Origin of the sequence: Sphingobium sp. B11D3B, assembly GCF_025961735.1 — a bacterium.
Taxonomy (GTDB): domain Bacteria; phylum Pseudomonadota; class Alphaproteobacteria; order Sphingomonadales; family Sphingomonadaceae; genus Sphingobium.
Map to the genome: position 1 here is coordinate 2,302,099 of NZ_JAOQOF010000001.1, position 14,747 is coordinate 2,316,845.

Genomic DNA, 14,747 nt, shown 5'->3' on the forward strand with positions numbered 1-14,747 from the left:
CGGAGAAACACCCCCGCCCATGACTCTCACCCTCATGCTTGCTGCCGCAGCGCCGGACAACGCGCTCACTTTGTCGCCGGTGGACATGTTCCTCCAGGCGGATCTCGTCGTGAAGGCGGTGATGGTCGGCCTGCTGCTGGCCAGCGTCTGGACCTGGGGCATCATCTTCAGCTTCGCGGGACGGCTCCGGCGGATGCGCAAGGGATGCGACGAGTTCGAGCGCGCCTTCTGGCAGGCCAAGGACATGGACGCCTTCGCCAAGGAGCGCGGCCGTGAAGACCTGCCGAGCGCGCAGGTGCTCAATGCCGGCATCGCCGAATGGCGCCGCTCCACCGCCCAGCGCGGCATGAATCCGGATGGCACGCGCGACCGGCTCGCCACCGCCATGGGCTCCGCTCTGGCTGGCACCATCGACAAGATTTCCGACCGGCTGAACATCCTCGCGACCGTGGGCTCGGTGGCGCCGTTCGTTGGCCTGTTCGGCACCGTGTGGGGCATCATGCGCGCATTCATCGCCATTGCCGGCGAGCAGAACACCAGTCTCGCGGTCGTGGCGCCCGGCATTGCCGAGGCCTTGTTCGCGACCGCCATCGGCCTGTTCGCAGCCATTCCCGCCGTGATCGGCTACAATCGCCTGAGCCATGGCGTGAACCGGCTGGAAGCGCGGGTCCAGCGCTTCTCGGACGGGCTCTACACCACCTTCAGCCGCGAGCTTGAATCCTGATGGGCATGAACCTGCCTTCCAACCGGCGGGGCGGGCGACGCGCGCCCATGGCGGACATCAACGTCACGCCGCTGGTCGACGTGATGCTGGTGCTGCTCATCATCTTCATGGTGACTGCCCCCTTGCTGGTGACCGGCGTGCCCGTGCGCCTGCCGGAGAGCCGCGCGAGCGCGCTGGATCAGGACAAGAAGCCCGCCATCGTCTCGGTCGATCCGGAGGGCGCGGTCTTCATCAATGACGATCCGGTGAGCGACGATGCGCTGCCGGACCGGCTCAATGCCTTGCGCGCCGGCCTGGGCCCGGACGAGCAGGTGTTCCTGCGCGCAGATGCCGCGCTCGATTATGGCCGCGTCATGCGCGTGATGGGTGAGCTCAATCGCGCCGGGCTGGACCGGGTGGCGCTCGTCACCACCGGGATCGGCATGGGCGGATCGGATCCGTCCACCGTGCGTTCAGTGACGGGCGAATAAGGGCGGGGAATGGACCAGCGCGAGCGTCTAGGACTGGGAATTTCCACGGCGGGCCATGTGCTTCTGCTCGGCGCGCTGTCGCTTGGCCTGTTTCAGAAGAGCGCCGATTTAAAACCGCCGTCGACGATCGACGTGACCTTTGCGGATGCTGTCGCGCTCGAAAGCCTGACCCGCGAGCATGCGCCGGACGTGCCGCAGACCGCCACCGCGCCGGAAATTGGCGAGGTCGAGCCCGATGCTGCGCCGCCGCCGCCCGCCGCCGCGGCGCCCACGCCGCCGGCACAGCCCGAACCGGTTGCACCGCCCCCCCCGCCCCGCGCGCAGGCACCGACGCCCAAGCCGGCGCCACCCCCGCCGCCCGCGCCCAAGCCGCGCGAACAGCGGGCCAGCACGCGCGAGACGCCGGCCGCCAAGCCCGCGCCCTCCCGCCCCGCGCGTGAGGAAGCGCCGCGTCAGCGTGCATCCCGGCTGGGCGACGATTTCCTCAAGGGCATCGATGCCGAGACGGCCTCCAGCCGCGCGACGCCCAACACCAGCGGCTCAAACGCCAAGCTCAGCCCGGTCGCGGCCCGTGCGCTCAATGCGGAGATCACCCGCCAGATCAAGCCGCACTGGCGCCCACCCTCGGGCGCCGATGCCGAAAAGCTGGTGACGCTGCTCAGTGTCCACCTGACACCGGACGGGCGCATCGATGGCCGGGTCGAGGTCGTCGGGCAGGAGGGCGTGACGGCCAGCAATCGCGCCCAGGCCGATCTCCATGCCGAGCGGGCCGTGCAGGCCGTGATGCGCGCCGCGCCGTTCAAGAACCTGCCCGCCGAATTTTATGAACAGTGGAAGTGGCTCCGGCCGCTCCGCATCTATGCGAGTCTGTGACCATGATGATGCTCAGCCTTCGACGCAAAACCCTGCGCGGTGCCAGCGCCCTGCTGGCCCTGCTCATCGCGATGCCCGCCACGGCGCAGCTCAGCGTGGACGTCACCAATCCGGTCGAGAGCGATCTGCGGATCGCGGTTCCGGCCATGCCCACCCAGCAGGACGTCGAGACGCCGGCCGGCTCCACCCAGTCCCTCGGCCAGCGCATCGCCGAGGTGATCGCCAACGATCTGCGCGGCTCCGGGCTGTTCACGCCGCTTGGCCCCAATGGCGTGCAGGCGCCTTCCATGGCGGAAGTCACCAGTCCCGTCTTCGCGCGCTGGTCCGCGATGAATGCCGAGGCGCTGGTGCAGGGCTTCGTGCGCTCGGCGGGCGGCGATTCGCAGATCACGGTCGGCTGCTATCTCTATGACGTGTCGCTCGGCACCGAGCTGGCCCGACAGGGCTATGTCGTCGCGCCCCGCGACTGGCGCCGCGCCGCCCACCGCTGCGCCGACCTTGTCTATTCGCGCCTGACCGGCGAGAGCCCGTTCTTCGATAGCCGCATCGCCTACATTGCCGAGACCGGCCCCAAGGACAATCGCGTCAAGCGCCTCGCCATCATGGATAGCGATGGCGCCAACCACCGCTTCATCACCAACGGCCAGAGCCTGGCGCTCACCCCGCGCTGGTCGCCGGATTATCGCTCCATCGCCTATGTGAGCTATGTCGGCCGCAACGTGCGCATCTACATCTATGATGTCGATCAGGGCCGCCAGCGCGTGCTGCTGGAAGGCAGCGGCGCCATCTTCGCGCCGCGCTGGTCGCCCGATGGCCGCACTTTGCTCTACTCGATGGCCAGCGGCGCCAATACGGATATCTACAAGATCCCCGTCGCCGGCGGTCGCCCGACACGGCTGACCAACACGCCGGGCATCAATGTCGGCGGCTCCTTCTCGCCGGACGGGACGAAGGTCGTATTCGAGAGCGATCGCTCGGGCGGACAGCAGATCTATGTGATGAACGCGGATGGCTCGGGCCAGCGCCGCATCAGTTTCGGGGGCGGACGCTACGCCACGCCGGAGTGGAGCCCGCGCGGCGACCTCATCGCCTTCACCAAGATCGCCGGCAACTTCCGTGTGGGCGTGATGGATGTGAACGGCAGCAATGAGCGGCTGTTGACCAACGGCTGGCAGGATGAAGCGCCGACCTGGTCGCCCAATGGCCGCGTGCTGCAATTCTTCCGCACCGCTGCTGGTCGCTCGGGCAATTCCTCCATCTGGCAGGTGGACCTGACGGGGGTGAATGAGCGCAAGATCGTGACGCCCGTGGACGGCTCCGACCCCGCGTGGGGACCGCTGCTTCAGTGACGGGGAACCAAAAATTCATCTTTGTTTTCATATCTTCAGGTTGACTTGTCGGCAAAACGCCCCAACCATACGACGAACCGGTTTGTGTTCAGGACAGTAGGAGAAGCCCCCATGCGTACCACACCCCTGTTGCTGCTGGTTTCCAGTGCCGCGCTCGCCCTTTCGGCTTGTGCCAAAAAGGCGCCGGAGACCCTGCCCCCCGCACCGGCTGACACGGCTCCGCCGCCGGCCACCACGCCGACGCCCACGCCGAGTGGCCCGACCCCGGGCAGCCAGGCGGACTTCGTCGCCAGCGTGACCTCCGACCGCATCTTCTTCAACACGGACGAGAGCGACATCGACGATGAGGATCGCAACGTGCTGCGCAGCCAGGCCGAATGGCTGATGCGCTACCCGCAGAAGCGCGTGACCGTCGAAGGCCATGCCGACGAACGCGGCACCCGCGAATACAACCTCGCGCTCGGTGAGCGTCGCGCCAATGCCGCCAAGAACTATCTGGCGTCGCTCGGCATCGATGCCGGCCGCATCAACACGATCAGCTACGGCAAGGAGCGCCCGGTCGCGCTCGGTTCGGATGAAGCCAGCTGGGCCCAGAACCGTCGCGCAGTCACCGTCACGGTCGACTGACACGCGCCACAGCGCCAAAAAGAAAGGGCAGCCTTCCAAGCGGGAGGCTGCCCTTTTCTATGATCTGCCCTGCTGGCGGGCGGGCCGTCAGCCGCGCCTCGTACCCGTCATCGCCATGGTGCCGAAAGCGCCGGCATCGATGGTGCCGCTGATCTTGCCGTCGGTCACGATTGCCTCGCAGGTGAGCGTCATCGGCATGGGCATGGTCATCTCCATGGTCCAGGTCAGCCGGTTGCCGTCCACCTTGCCGTTCTTCACATCGAGCGAGCCGAGCGGCCCTGCGTTGGTGCCGTTGAACGTGTCTCCGTCCGTCACGACGGTGAACACGCTCGCCTGATCCCCCATCGGGGTCTTGGTGGTGCAATCATAAGCGCCGTCTACTTTGGCCATTTCATCTCTCCTTCCGGAATGAACGTTCTTCAGCGAGCGGGGGCTGCGTCGGGGGTGATCTCCGTCACGGGCAACCCCAGCGGCTTGAGCTGGTCCGCAATCTGGCTCTTGTCGCCAACCACCACCCAGCTCAGCTGTGCGGGATCGATCAGCTGCTTCGCCGCCGCGTCGAGCTGGGCCGGGGTGAGCGCCTGATAGCGCGCCCGCAGCGTCTCGACATAATCGAACGGCCGGCCGAACAGCGCATCCGCCTGCATCTGCCCGAGCACCGCGCCGGTGGTCTCGAACTTGCCCGGCAAGCCGGCGATCTCGCCATTGACCACGCGCGCGAATTCCTGCGGCGTCACGCCCTTTTGCCCAAGGAAGCTGACGATCTGATCCCGCATCGCCGCGATGGCCGGACCGGTCTTGTCCGCCTGTACCGGCGCGCTGACCAGATAGGGGCTGCGCTCCAACCGCCGGCTGAGCGCACCGCGCACGCCATAGGACCAGCCCTTCGCCTCCCGAATGTCCGCGTTCAGCCGCGAGAGGAAATCATCGCCCAGCACGGTATTCGCCATGTTGAACGCGACCAGGTCATCGCGTCCGGTCGCCTTGGTGACCACCCCGCCCAGAATGACAGACTGCGGCGACTGCGGCCGATCAATGAGGTAAATGCCCGGCTTGGGCGTCGGCACCGCCACCGAGAAATCCTTGACGGGCGAGGCCATGCGGTTCTGCGGCCAATTGCCGAAACGCGCCTCCAGCAGGGGCTTGATCTCGGCCATGGTGATGTCGCCGGCGACGAAGATCTCCGCCTTGCTCGGGACGATCCAGCCGCCATGGTAATGCACGAGGTCATCGCGCGTGATCGCCTTCACGGTCGCCTCCTCACCCCGCGCGCTGACGACGCCATAGGGATGCTGCGGGCCATAGAGCAGTGGCGAGATTGCCCGGTTGGCAAGGCCACTGGGCTGCGTCTTTTCCGCCGCGATGCCGGCAAGCTGGATGGTCCGCAGCCGCTCGATCTCGCTCGGCGCGAAGGCGGGGTTGCGGATCACATCCTGCAGCAGGTCGAGCGAAGGCGCCAGATTGGGCTTGAGCGCGAACAGGGAGATGGACGTGCGGTCCATGCTCTGCCCGGTCGAGATGCTGGCGCCGAGCCGCTCCTGCTCCTCGGCGATCTGGATGGTCGAGCGGCTGGTGGTGCCCGCCTCCAGCAGGTCGAGCATCAGCGTGCCCAGCCCCATCCGGTCCCGCCGGTCACTGGCAAGCCCAGCGTCGAAATTGACCGCGATGCTGACCGTCGGCACGGTCGAGCGGGTCGCGACGTGCAGCTTGATGCCATTGCCGAGCGTCGCCGTCTCCACCGTGGGGAAATCGAGGTCCGGGTTCTGCGTTACGTCCGGGATCGCCAGCGTCGGCTTGGGCGCCGCGACATCCGCCGGCGCATTCTCGCCCGGCGCTGCGACGGTGGCGTCCGCATAGGCTTCCCGCTCACCGGGCTCGACCGTCAGTGCAAACGCGGGGCGGGTGAGCCAGCGCTGCATCGCCGCCCTCACGGCCGTGGGCGTCGCCGCGGCGATGGCGGCCAGATCCTTCTTATACTGGGCAGGATCGTCCGAATATAACAGTCCCTCAGCCAAGGTCGACGCCTTGCCGCTGAATCCGCCGACCACTTCAAGCGCGGCAATCTCGCCGGCCACCTGCCGGGTGGCCACGCGGGTGACTTCATCGGCGGTCGGGCCAGTCTTAATAAAATCGCCCATGATCTCATCGAGCCGGCGGGAGACCAGTGCCGGATCGGTGCCGGGCTTCACATCGGCTGTCGCCATGAAGAAACCAAGCTGCTCGAACTGCTGCACGCCCGCCGTCACGCTCACCGCGATCTGCTCGTCACGGACGAGGATATTGTCCAGCCGCGAGCTGGCGAGGCCGCCGAGGACCGCGCCACCCACGGAGAGCAAAGGCGCATCCTTGTCATTGCGGCCCGGCGTCACCCACATGCGATAGATGCGCGTGGTCGCCACGCGGTCCTTCATCACCTTGTCGACCCGCGCGGGCAGCGTCGGGATCGGCGCGGCAACCGGCTTGACCGCCGGCCCCGCCGCGATGCCGCCGAAATATTTCTCGACCTTCGCCTTGGCCGTGACGGGGTCGATATCGCCGGCCAGCACAAGGATCGCGTTGTTCGGCCCGTAATGATCGCGGAACCAGCCCTTCACATCCTCCAGCGAGGCAGAGTCGAGATCCGCCATCGAACCGATGGTCGAGTGGCCATAGGGATGCCCCTTGGGCAGCAGCGTCTCAAGCTGCACATATTCCACCAACCCATAGGGCTGATTGTCACCCTGCCGCTTCTCATTCTGCACCACGGCGCGCTGGGCATCGAGCTTACCTTGCGTCACCGCACCGAGCAGGCGGCCCATACGGTCCGCCTCCATGAACAGCGCACGATCGAGCGTGCCCGTCGGCACTGTCTCGACATAATTGGTGCGGTCGAACCACGTCGATCCATTGGTGGGTGTGGAACCGGCCGAAACCAAAGGCTCATCGAAATTGGGCACATTCTCCGACCCGCCGAACATCAGATGTTCGAAGAGATGCGCAAAGCCGGTCTTGCCTTCCGGCTCATGCTTGGAGCCGATACGGTAGTAGACGGTGACGCCGACGACCGGCGCCTTGCGATCGGTATGCACGATCACGCGCAGGCCATTGGGCAGCGTGAACGTCTCATAGGGAATGTCGACTCGCTTGATGAGATCGGCGAGCGGCGCAGGCTTGACGGCTGCGCTGGCCGTCGCGCTGACCGTCGCTGGGGCCGCCGGACGGGGGGCAGGCTGCGCTTGCGACCAGGCCGGCACGGATGCCGTAAGGGCAAGGCTGCAAACGCCCAGATACATGAGGGCAGTCGAACGACGAACAGTCAGACGCATAGAATCTCCGACGAATATCAACAGGTCGCCACCCGTAGCAGCGACGGCCTGAAACCATGGCCAGACCATAGCGGCAGGCGGCGGCCAAGCCTAGCGCCGGATCGAACCGGCCCCGGATTGAGGACCCGCCAGCGAGCTTGAGCGTTGATCCCAACGAAGCCGGCATGGCATATTGGCAGCGGTCGATCATGCTGCCCGGATCGCGTCGGAGAAAAACGCACTGGCCCTCTTGTGTTGCGAAATGGCAACACCATCTGTGGCAGGCGAAGGGAGATAGTATGAATCTCGAAAAGTTCACAGACCGGGCCAAGGGCTTCCTGCAGAGCGCACAGACCGTCGCGATCCGCATGAACCACCAGCGCATCAGCCCGGAGCATCTGCTCAAGGCGCTGCTCGAGGATGAGCAGGGCATGGCCAGCGGCCTCATCAAGGCGGCGGGCGGTGATGCCGCAACGGCGCTGCGCGAGACCGACACGGCGCTCGCCAAGGTGCCTGCCGTCAGCGGATCGGGCGCGCAGCAGACCCCGGGCCTCGACAATGACGCGGTGCGCGTGCTCGATTCTGCCGAGCAGGTCGCGCAGAAAGCCGGCGACAGCTATGTCACCGTCGAGCGGCTGCTGCTTGCCCTGGCACTGGCCACGACGACCGCCGCCGGCAAGGCGCTGGCCACCGCCGGCGTGAAGGCCGAGGCGCTCAATGGCGCGATCAACAGCCTGCGGGGTGGCCGGACCGCGGACACCGCGTCCGCCGAAGACCGCTATGACGCGCTCAAGAAATTCGCCCGCGATCTCACCGAGGCCGCCCGCGACGGCAAGCTCGATCCGGTGATCGGCCGCGACGAGGAAATCCGCCGCACCATCCAGATCCTCGCCCGGCGCACCAAGAACAACCCGGTGCTGATCGGTGAGCCCGGCGTCGGCAAGACCGCCATCGCGGAGGGCCTGGCCCTGCGCATCGCCAATGGCGACGTGCCCGACACCCTCAAGGACCGCACGCTGATGGCGCTCGACATGGGCAGCCTCATCGCCGGCGCGAAGTATCGCGGCGAGTTCGAGGAGCGCCTCAAGGGCGTGCTCGACGAAGTGAAGGGCGCGGACGGCCAGATCATCCTCTTCGTCGATGAAATGCACACACTGATCGGCGCGGGCAAATCCGAAGGCGCGATGGATGCTTCCAACCTCTTGAAGCCGGCTCTGGCGCGCGGCGAGTTGCACTGCATCGGCGCGACCACGCTCGATGAGTATCGCAAATATGTCGAGAAGGACCCCGCTCTCCAGCGGCGGTTCCAGCCCGTGTTCGTTGGCGAGCCGACAGTGGAGGACACCATCTCCATTCTGCGCGGCATCAAGGACAAGTACGAGACGCACCATGGCGTGCGGATCGCGGACGGGGCCATCGTCTCCGCCGCGACGCTCTCCAACCGCTACATCACGGACCGCTTCCTGCCGGACAAGGCCATCGACCTGATGGACGAGGCCGCGAGCCGCATCCGCATGGAAGTGGAATCCAAGCCCGAGGAGATCGAGAATCTCGACCGGCGGATTATGCAGCTCCAGATCGAGCGCGAGGCGCTGAAGAAGGAGAGTGATCAGGCCAGCAAGGACCGGCTGGCAGCACTGGAAGGCGACCTCGCCAATCTGGAGCAGCAGTCGGCCGAACTCACGGGCCGCTGGCAGGCCGAGAAGGACAAGATCGCGGGCGAGGCCAAGCTCAAAGAGCAGCTCGATGCCGCGCGCATCCAGCTGGAGCAGGCGCAGCGCACCGGCGAATATGCCAAGGCCGGCGAGCTGCAATATGGCACCATCCCCACGCTGGAGAAGCAGCTCGAAGAGGCGCAGTCCGCCTCCAAGGGCGCGATGCTGCGCGAGGAAGTGACCAGCGAGGACATCGCCAGCGTCGTCTCGCGCTGGACCGGCATTCCGGTCGACAAGATGCTGGAAGGCGAGCGCGAGAAGCTGCTGGCCATGGAGGAGGAGCTGGGTCGCCGGGTGATCGGCCAGGCCGACGCGGTGAAGGCCGTCTCCACCGCCGTGCGCCGCTCACGCGCCGGTCTGCAGGACCCCAACCGGCCGCTCGGCAGCTTCCTGTTCCTCGGCCCGACGGGCGTCGGCAAGACGGAGCTGACCAAGGCGCTCGCCGAATTCCTGTTCGACGACAGCAATGCGATGGTGCGCATCGACATGAGCGAGTTCATGGAGAAGCACAGCGTCGCCCGGCTGATCGGCGCGCCGCCGGGCTATGTCGGCTATGAAGAAGGCGGCGTGCTGACCGAAGCCGTCCGCCGCCGGCCCTATCAGGTCGTGCTGTTTGACGAGGTGGAGAAGGCGCATGGCGACGTGTTCAACGTGCTCCTCCAGGTGCTCGACGATGGCCGCCTGACCGATGGTCAGGGCCGCACCGTGGACTTCACCAACACGATCATCGTGCTGACCAGCAACCTCGGCAGCCAGTTCCTCACCAGCCTTGGCGACGATGAGCCGGTGGAGAAGGTCGAGGATCAGGTGATGGACGTGGTGCGCGCACATTTCCGCCCGGAGTTCCTCAATCGGCTGGACGAGATCATCCTGTTCCACCGGCTGGGCGCGGAGCATATGGGGCCGATCGTCGACATCCAGGTCGCCCGCGTCGGCAAGCTGCTCAAGGACCGCAAGGTGACGCTCGACCTCACCGACGGCGCCCGCGCCTGGCTCGGCCGGGTGGGCTACGATCCGGTCTACGGCGCCCGCCCCTTGAAGCGCGCGGTGCAGAAATATCTGCAAGACCCGCTCGCCGACCTCATCCTGCGCGGCGAAGTGCCCGACGGCGCGACAGTGCGCGTTGACGAGGGCGATGGGGCGCTGGTGTTGACGGTGGGGTGAGGTTGGTAACCTCGGACGTGAAGCCATAAAAAAGGGCGGCGCCATTGGCGTCGCCCTTTTTGTTGATGAGTTCAGATGATCAGAAGCGAAGCTTCACACCAGCATAGAAGCTCCGACCCAGAGCCTGATAGGTGCCTGTATCGGCATCCTGCCCGGCCGCTGCCATCGTATCCGGCAGGCCGCCGGTGAAGATCGGATTATTGTCGAAGACGTTATCCACGCCTACGTAGAATTCCGACCGCTCGTTGAAGAAGAACCGCAGCTGGGTATCCAGATAGAACTCCGGATGCAGACGATATGGAGCAGCATCGGCGGTACCGGCTTCGACGCCAGTGAACTGATCGTCGAGATAAGCCTCACCGATATAGGTTCCGACCAAGCTCAGCTTGACGTCTTTGTTGCCGAAGCTGGTGTTCACCGTGAACCGGTCACGTGACGCACCAATCTCGCCGACAAACGGATCCATTGCAGCACCGGGGAGAGGAATAACGTAACCGTCGATCACGTGCGTGTAGGCAACGTTAAGTCCCAGGTCGAAGCGCGAAGCGCCAAGAGAGATACCCTGCACATAGTTCAAATTAACGTCGATGCCCGATGTGTAGTATCCACCGCTGTTCGACCGACCGCTGTTCACCTCGTCGAGGGAACCCGCCGTATTCTGGCCAAGAGCCGCCGGGCGACGAACGACAAAGTCGCAGAAGCTCTGGATGTTCTGCTCATAGCACTGCTGCAGGATGAACTGGAGCGGTGTATCAACAATGGCATCCTGGATACGGACGCGGAAGTAATCGACCGAAAGGGTCAACCTGCGAAGCGCATCGATCGACACAGGGTTGATGACAACGCCCGCCGTCAGGGTCCGACCCTTTTCCTCCTGAAGATCAGGATTGCCGCCAGCGAAGCTGGTCACGCCCTGCCTGTCCGACTGGTTCACCAAGAAGGTGCCGTTCTGCGCGATATTGGTGAGCACACCGGGCGATGCACGACATACATCACCGACCGTCCCTCCGCCCGTGGCGCCAATTCCCTCGCAGGGATCGTTGACCTGCGGGAAGTCCTGGCTCAGGCCTTCGAACAGTTCCGTCACGTTGGGAGCACGAACAGTTTGCGCCAGCATGGCCCGGAAGCGAATGTCACGGATCGGCGCGAACTCGGCGCCGACGTTCCAGCTGAAGGTATCCCCAACCGTGCTGTAGTGCGAGTAACGAGCCGCACCACGGACCGAGAAGTCGTAAATAAACGACTCTTGGATCAGCGGAACGAGCGCCTCGCCGTAGAACTCGTACAGGTCAAAGCTGCCGCTCGTCGGCGGAAGGGCATTACTGCCGTTAAGGCCGGCACTTTGCAAAGCATCCCAAGCGCTCGCGGCGGACTCGCGGCGATACTCGGCGCCAACTGTGACGCCGACATCGTCCTTACCCGTCAACGAGAACAACGAACCGCTGAGGTTTGCACCGACCTGGGTCTGCTTGATGCTTGCCGAGAAGTTGGAAGGCGCTTCGAGATAACCCACTGCCGGAGCAAGCGAGCCCAGGCCGAAGACATTCGCTGGGATACAGCCGTTCGCACGAGCGTTGGGGTCGGCGCACATAAAGCCGCCCGAGCCGTTCGGCACGATCTGCTGCGAGTAACGGAAATTGATCACATTGATCTGACCGGTGCCGGTCTGATTGATGTCGGTCTGGCCGTAATTGCCGAACGCTTCCCAATTCCAGTTGTCGCCCAACTGACCGCGCAGGCCGGCCACGATGCGGAAGGTCTGCCGAGTGGCATCGGTCACGCGATCGCCAAAATCGAAAAGGCGCTTGGAAACGAAGATATCCCGCAGTCCATCTCCATCGGTGTCAGACGAATCGTTATAAATGGCGTCCGGAACGAAGGGGTTGCGGACGATAGCGCCGTTGTAGAGCGTCTCGATGGGCATCTGCCCATTGGCATATTGCTTCCCGGACGTGTCCGTGTCCCAGGGGAACGGCTCGATGACGGCCCGGACCTTGGTGCTGATGAAGCTGCCTTCGAAGAAGGCGGTGATGTCGTCCGAAACGTCGTAATGCGCATTGCTCGCGAACATATAGCGCTGCGTAGGCACGGCGAGGTAACGATAGTTCGTGCGGTTGAAACCGTCCGGTCCGATCTGCTGGCCGGCAAAGGCGCCGCAATCGGCAGGAGCGATCCCGCCATTCGTGCTGGCGCAGGGGCGAAGAGCACCGGCGCCCCCGCGATCATATGTCCAGGCATAATTGTCGGTAAAGTAACGGCCCTGCGGCGAGTAGCCCGACAAATAGGGCGTTACCGCCTCGTAGAACTTGCCTTCAGGATCGGAAAAGATTGCCGAAAGGTTGTCGACGTCGGACGGTCCCCACTCCGTGGCATGGTTGCGCTTGTAGGCAACCCCCTGCTCCGAATAGCCGCCATAAACGACGATGTTGCCACGTCCGTCAGCGAAATTGGAACCGAACATCAGGCCGGTATCAAGCGTGAAGCTGTCACCCCGTTGCGTAATCCCGCTCTGGCCGGTCAATTCCAGGCCCTGAAAATCTTGCTTCGTGATGAAGTTGACCACGCCCGCGACTGCGTCAGAGCCATACACAGCAGATGCGCTGCCGCTCGTGAGCACCTCAACCCGGTCCAGCATCGCCGTCGGAATAGCGTTGAGGTCGACGGCAGCGCTTCCGGCAATGCCGGAAACCATGCGCCGACCGTTCACGAGAACGAGGGTACGATTTGTTCCGAGGTTACGAAGATCAATGGTGGAAACGCCGGCCGTGCTGCTGGAGAAAGCCGAGTTGGTACGCGACGAACTGGGGGTACCGAACACCGGGTTCTCAAGGAGAGCCTCCTGGATGTTGACAGCGCCCGACGACTGAATCGCTTCGCTAGTCAATACCTGGACAGGTGCGACGGACCCGACATTGGCTTGCGCAATGCGCGAACCGGTGACGATGATGACTTCCCCGTCTTCAGCGCCGTCCGCGTTCTGCGGCTCCTGCGCATGTGCGGCGGAGCTCAGCATGGCGAGGCCGAGGACGGCAGGTGCAGCTGCCAGCTTCAGCAATGTTTGCGATGTTGTTTTCTTCACGATCCAGTCCCTTGCTCTGGAATTTGCGAACTGCGGCCGGGAATATCCGGTCGCACGAAACGCGGGGATCGTGCGTCGCCCTCTCGGTCTCCCGACGACAACACGCGTGGCCCCTGCGCTATATGGCCGTGAAACTGTGCGGATTGGTTAAAGGTGTAAAGCGCAGGTGCAGCATGAAGGGGCTATTTTCCCGTACATGTCACATTCATGCAACAAAATCGCCGATCCGGGTGCCTCCGCGCCCTGCGGTCCGCTGTAACAATATTAGCGGCGATCTACACAGCACGACACAAATCGTCCCGAACCGCAGTTTTCCTAGAAACTATTTGTTAATCTTCTCACACCGCAGTTCGAATGAACATGGAAATCGTGGCGAAATCGGAGAGACCCACGGGGTAGCTTTCCGTAGCGTCCGATGCTCAAAGGGGGCATTTTAAGACCGCCGCACCCGCCACTGTGGCCTTGGCACATCGTGCTGCAATGCAGCAAATGAGACCGACAGCCGGACGCTACGGCATCCAGCCTGATTGTCGATCAGCGAGCCGCTTGGCCCTGTACCAGCGGTAACGGATCAATCCGCGCATCGTTCCACTTCATGCTCCAGTGCAGATGCGGACCTGTCACGCGGCCCGTCGCGCCGATCTCGCCAAGCGGCTGGCCCTGGCGCACCACATCGCCTTCCTTCACCAGCAGCCGATCGCTGTGCAGGAAGGCGCTGTTGAGGCCCATGCCATGATCGATGATGAGCAGCTTGCCTTCCAGCGTGAACAGCTCTTCGCTGGCGAGCACGACTACGCCGTCCGCCGGCGCGACATAGACCGTGCCCTGCCCACCGGCGAGATCGAGCCCGCTATGGTAGCTGCCCGGCGTGCCCCGATAGATGCGCTGCGAGCCGAACACGCCGGAAATGCGCGCCTTCACCGGCCAGATGAATGTCTGCCGCCAGCCATTGCTCAGTTGCGGATCTCCCCGCGCGGCAACGATGCGCGCCAGTTCGCCCGCCCGCCGTTGCTGGAATTCCTCGCTGGTAGCGCTGCCCGTGATCGAGGCATTGACGTTCTGGATCTTCCAGTCGCCGCGCGCGATGGTCAGCACGCGCCGTTGCTTGCGCCCATCGCGCCCGGTCGCTTCCAGCGTCATGGTGGCCGGGGCATCGCGGTCCAGCCCGATGATGAAGTTTCCCTCGGCGTCCACGGCCACCGGCACGCCATCGAGCGTAAGACCCAGCGTGCCGACGGGGACGAGACCGCGCAGCAGCGCGCCTTGCCGGGGGGCGCCGCGAACCTGCAACGTGGCCGGCCCTTGCGGTAGCGCAAGATCGGGCACGTCCTCGATGGGCAGCGCGCTGGCTTGCGGCGGCGGGACCGTCGCACAGCCGGCCAATGCGGCGAGCAAACCTCCCGCCAGAACAGAACGAGAGCGGAAGCGGAAAGCTGTCATGCCCGCACTCATGGCCGCGCGG

Annotated in this window: 10 protein-coding genes; 6 read left to right on the forward strand and 4 right to left on the reverse strand. The window is 64.7% G+C overall.

Annotated features, from left to right (window positions below; genetic code table 11):
- Positions 1 to 19 precede the first annotated feature (19 nt).
- The 5 genes from tolQ (at position 20) to pal (ending at position 4,043) form a co-directional block, all read left to right on the forward strand.
- Positions 20 to 724, forward strand: coding sequence for a protein TolQ (tolQ, locus tag M2333_RS10845; protein ID WP_181558686.1), 705 nt, complete (start codon positions 20 to 22; stop codon positions 722 to 724).
- Positions 724 to 1,194 carry an ExbD/TolR family protein gene (locus tag M2333_RS10850; RefSeq protein WP_181558685.1) on the forward strand — a complete coding sequence of 157 codons (471 nt, stop codon included), beginning with the start codon at positions 724 to 726 and terminating at the stop codon, positions 1,192 to 1,194. The genes tolQ and M2333_RS10850 overlap by 1 nt, the downstream gene beginning before the upstream one ends.
- Positions 1,195 to 1,203: 9 nt before the next feature.
- On the forward strand, positions 1,204 to 2,067 hold the full coding sequence (locus M2333_RS10855) for a TonB C-terminal domain-containing protein (protein ID WP_181558684.1): 864 nt from the start codon (positions 1,204 to 1,206) through the stop codon (positions 2,065 to 2,067).
- Between the two features lie 5 nt (positions 2,068 to 2,072).
- A complete protein-coding gene (gene tolB, locus M2333_RS10860; protein ID WP_264612609.1) occupies positions 2,073 to 3,416 on the forward strand; it encodes a Tol-Pal system beta propeller repeat protein TolB in 1,344 nt (447 codons plus the stop codon).
- 111 nt (positions 3,417 to 3,527) lie between these two features.
- Positions 3,528 to 4,043 (forward strand): peptidoglycan-associated lipoprotein Pal, encoded by a 516-nt coding sequence (pal, locus tag M2333_RS10865; protein ID WP_264571999.1) that lies wholly within the window; start codon positions 3,528 to 3,530, stop codon positions 4,041 to 4,043.
- Positions 4,044 to 4,130: 87 nt separating this feature from the next.
- Here pal and M2333_RS10870 read toward each other — a convergent pair whose 3' ends face one another.
- Both M2333_RS10870 and M2333_RS10875 read right to left on the reverse strand, forming a co-directional pair.
- Positions 4,131 to 4,433: a hypothetical protein gene (locus M2333_RS10870; RefSeq protein WP_181558682.1), complete on the reverse strand. Its 303-nt coding sequence runs from the start codon at positions 4,431 to 4,433 to the stop codon at positions 4,131 to 4,133.
- Between the two features lie 29 nt (positions 4,434 to 4,462).
- Positions 4,463 to 7,348 (reverse strand): M16 family metallopeptidase, encoded by a 2,886-nt coding sequence (locus tag M2333_RS10875; protein ID WP_264611755.1) that lies wholly within the window; start codon positions 7,346 to 7,348, stop codon positions 4,463 to 4,465.
- Positions 7,349 to 7,626: 278 nt separating this feature from the next.
- On the opposite strand from M2333_RS10875, the gene clpB reads away from it, so the two are divergent.
- Positions 7,627 to 10,206 carry an ATP-dependent chaperone ClpB gene (gene clpB, locus M2333_RS10880; protein WP_264611756.1) on the forward strand — a complete coding sequence of 860 codons (2,580 nt, stop codon included), beginning with the start codon at positions 7,627 to 7,629 and terminating at the stop codon, positions 10,204 to 10,206.
- Between the two features lie 79 nt (positions 10,207 to 10,285).
- On the opposite strand, the gene M2333_RS10885 is transcribed toward clpB, so the two are convergent.
- The gene (locus M2333_RS10885; RefSeq protein ID WP_264611757.1) at positions 10,286 to 13,285 is read right to left on the reverse strand and encodes a TonB-dependent receptor plug domain-containing protein; all 3,000 of its coding nucleotides are present in this window, start codon (positions 13,283 to 13,285) and stop codon (positions 10,286 to 10,288) included.
- 534 nt (positions 13,286 to 13,819) lie between these two features.
- Positions 13,820 to 14,725 carry a M23 family metallopeptidase gene (locus M2333_RS10890; RefSeq protein ID WP_264611758.1) on the reverse strand — a complete coding sequence of 302 codons (906 nt, stop codon included), beginning with the start codon at positions 14,723 to 14,725 and terminating at the stop codon, positions 13,820 to 13,822.
- Positions 14,726 to 14,747 lie beyond the last annotated feature (22 nt).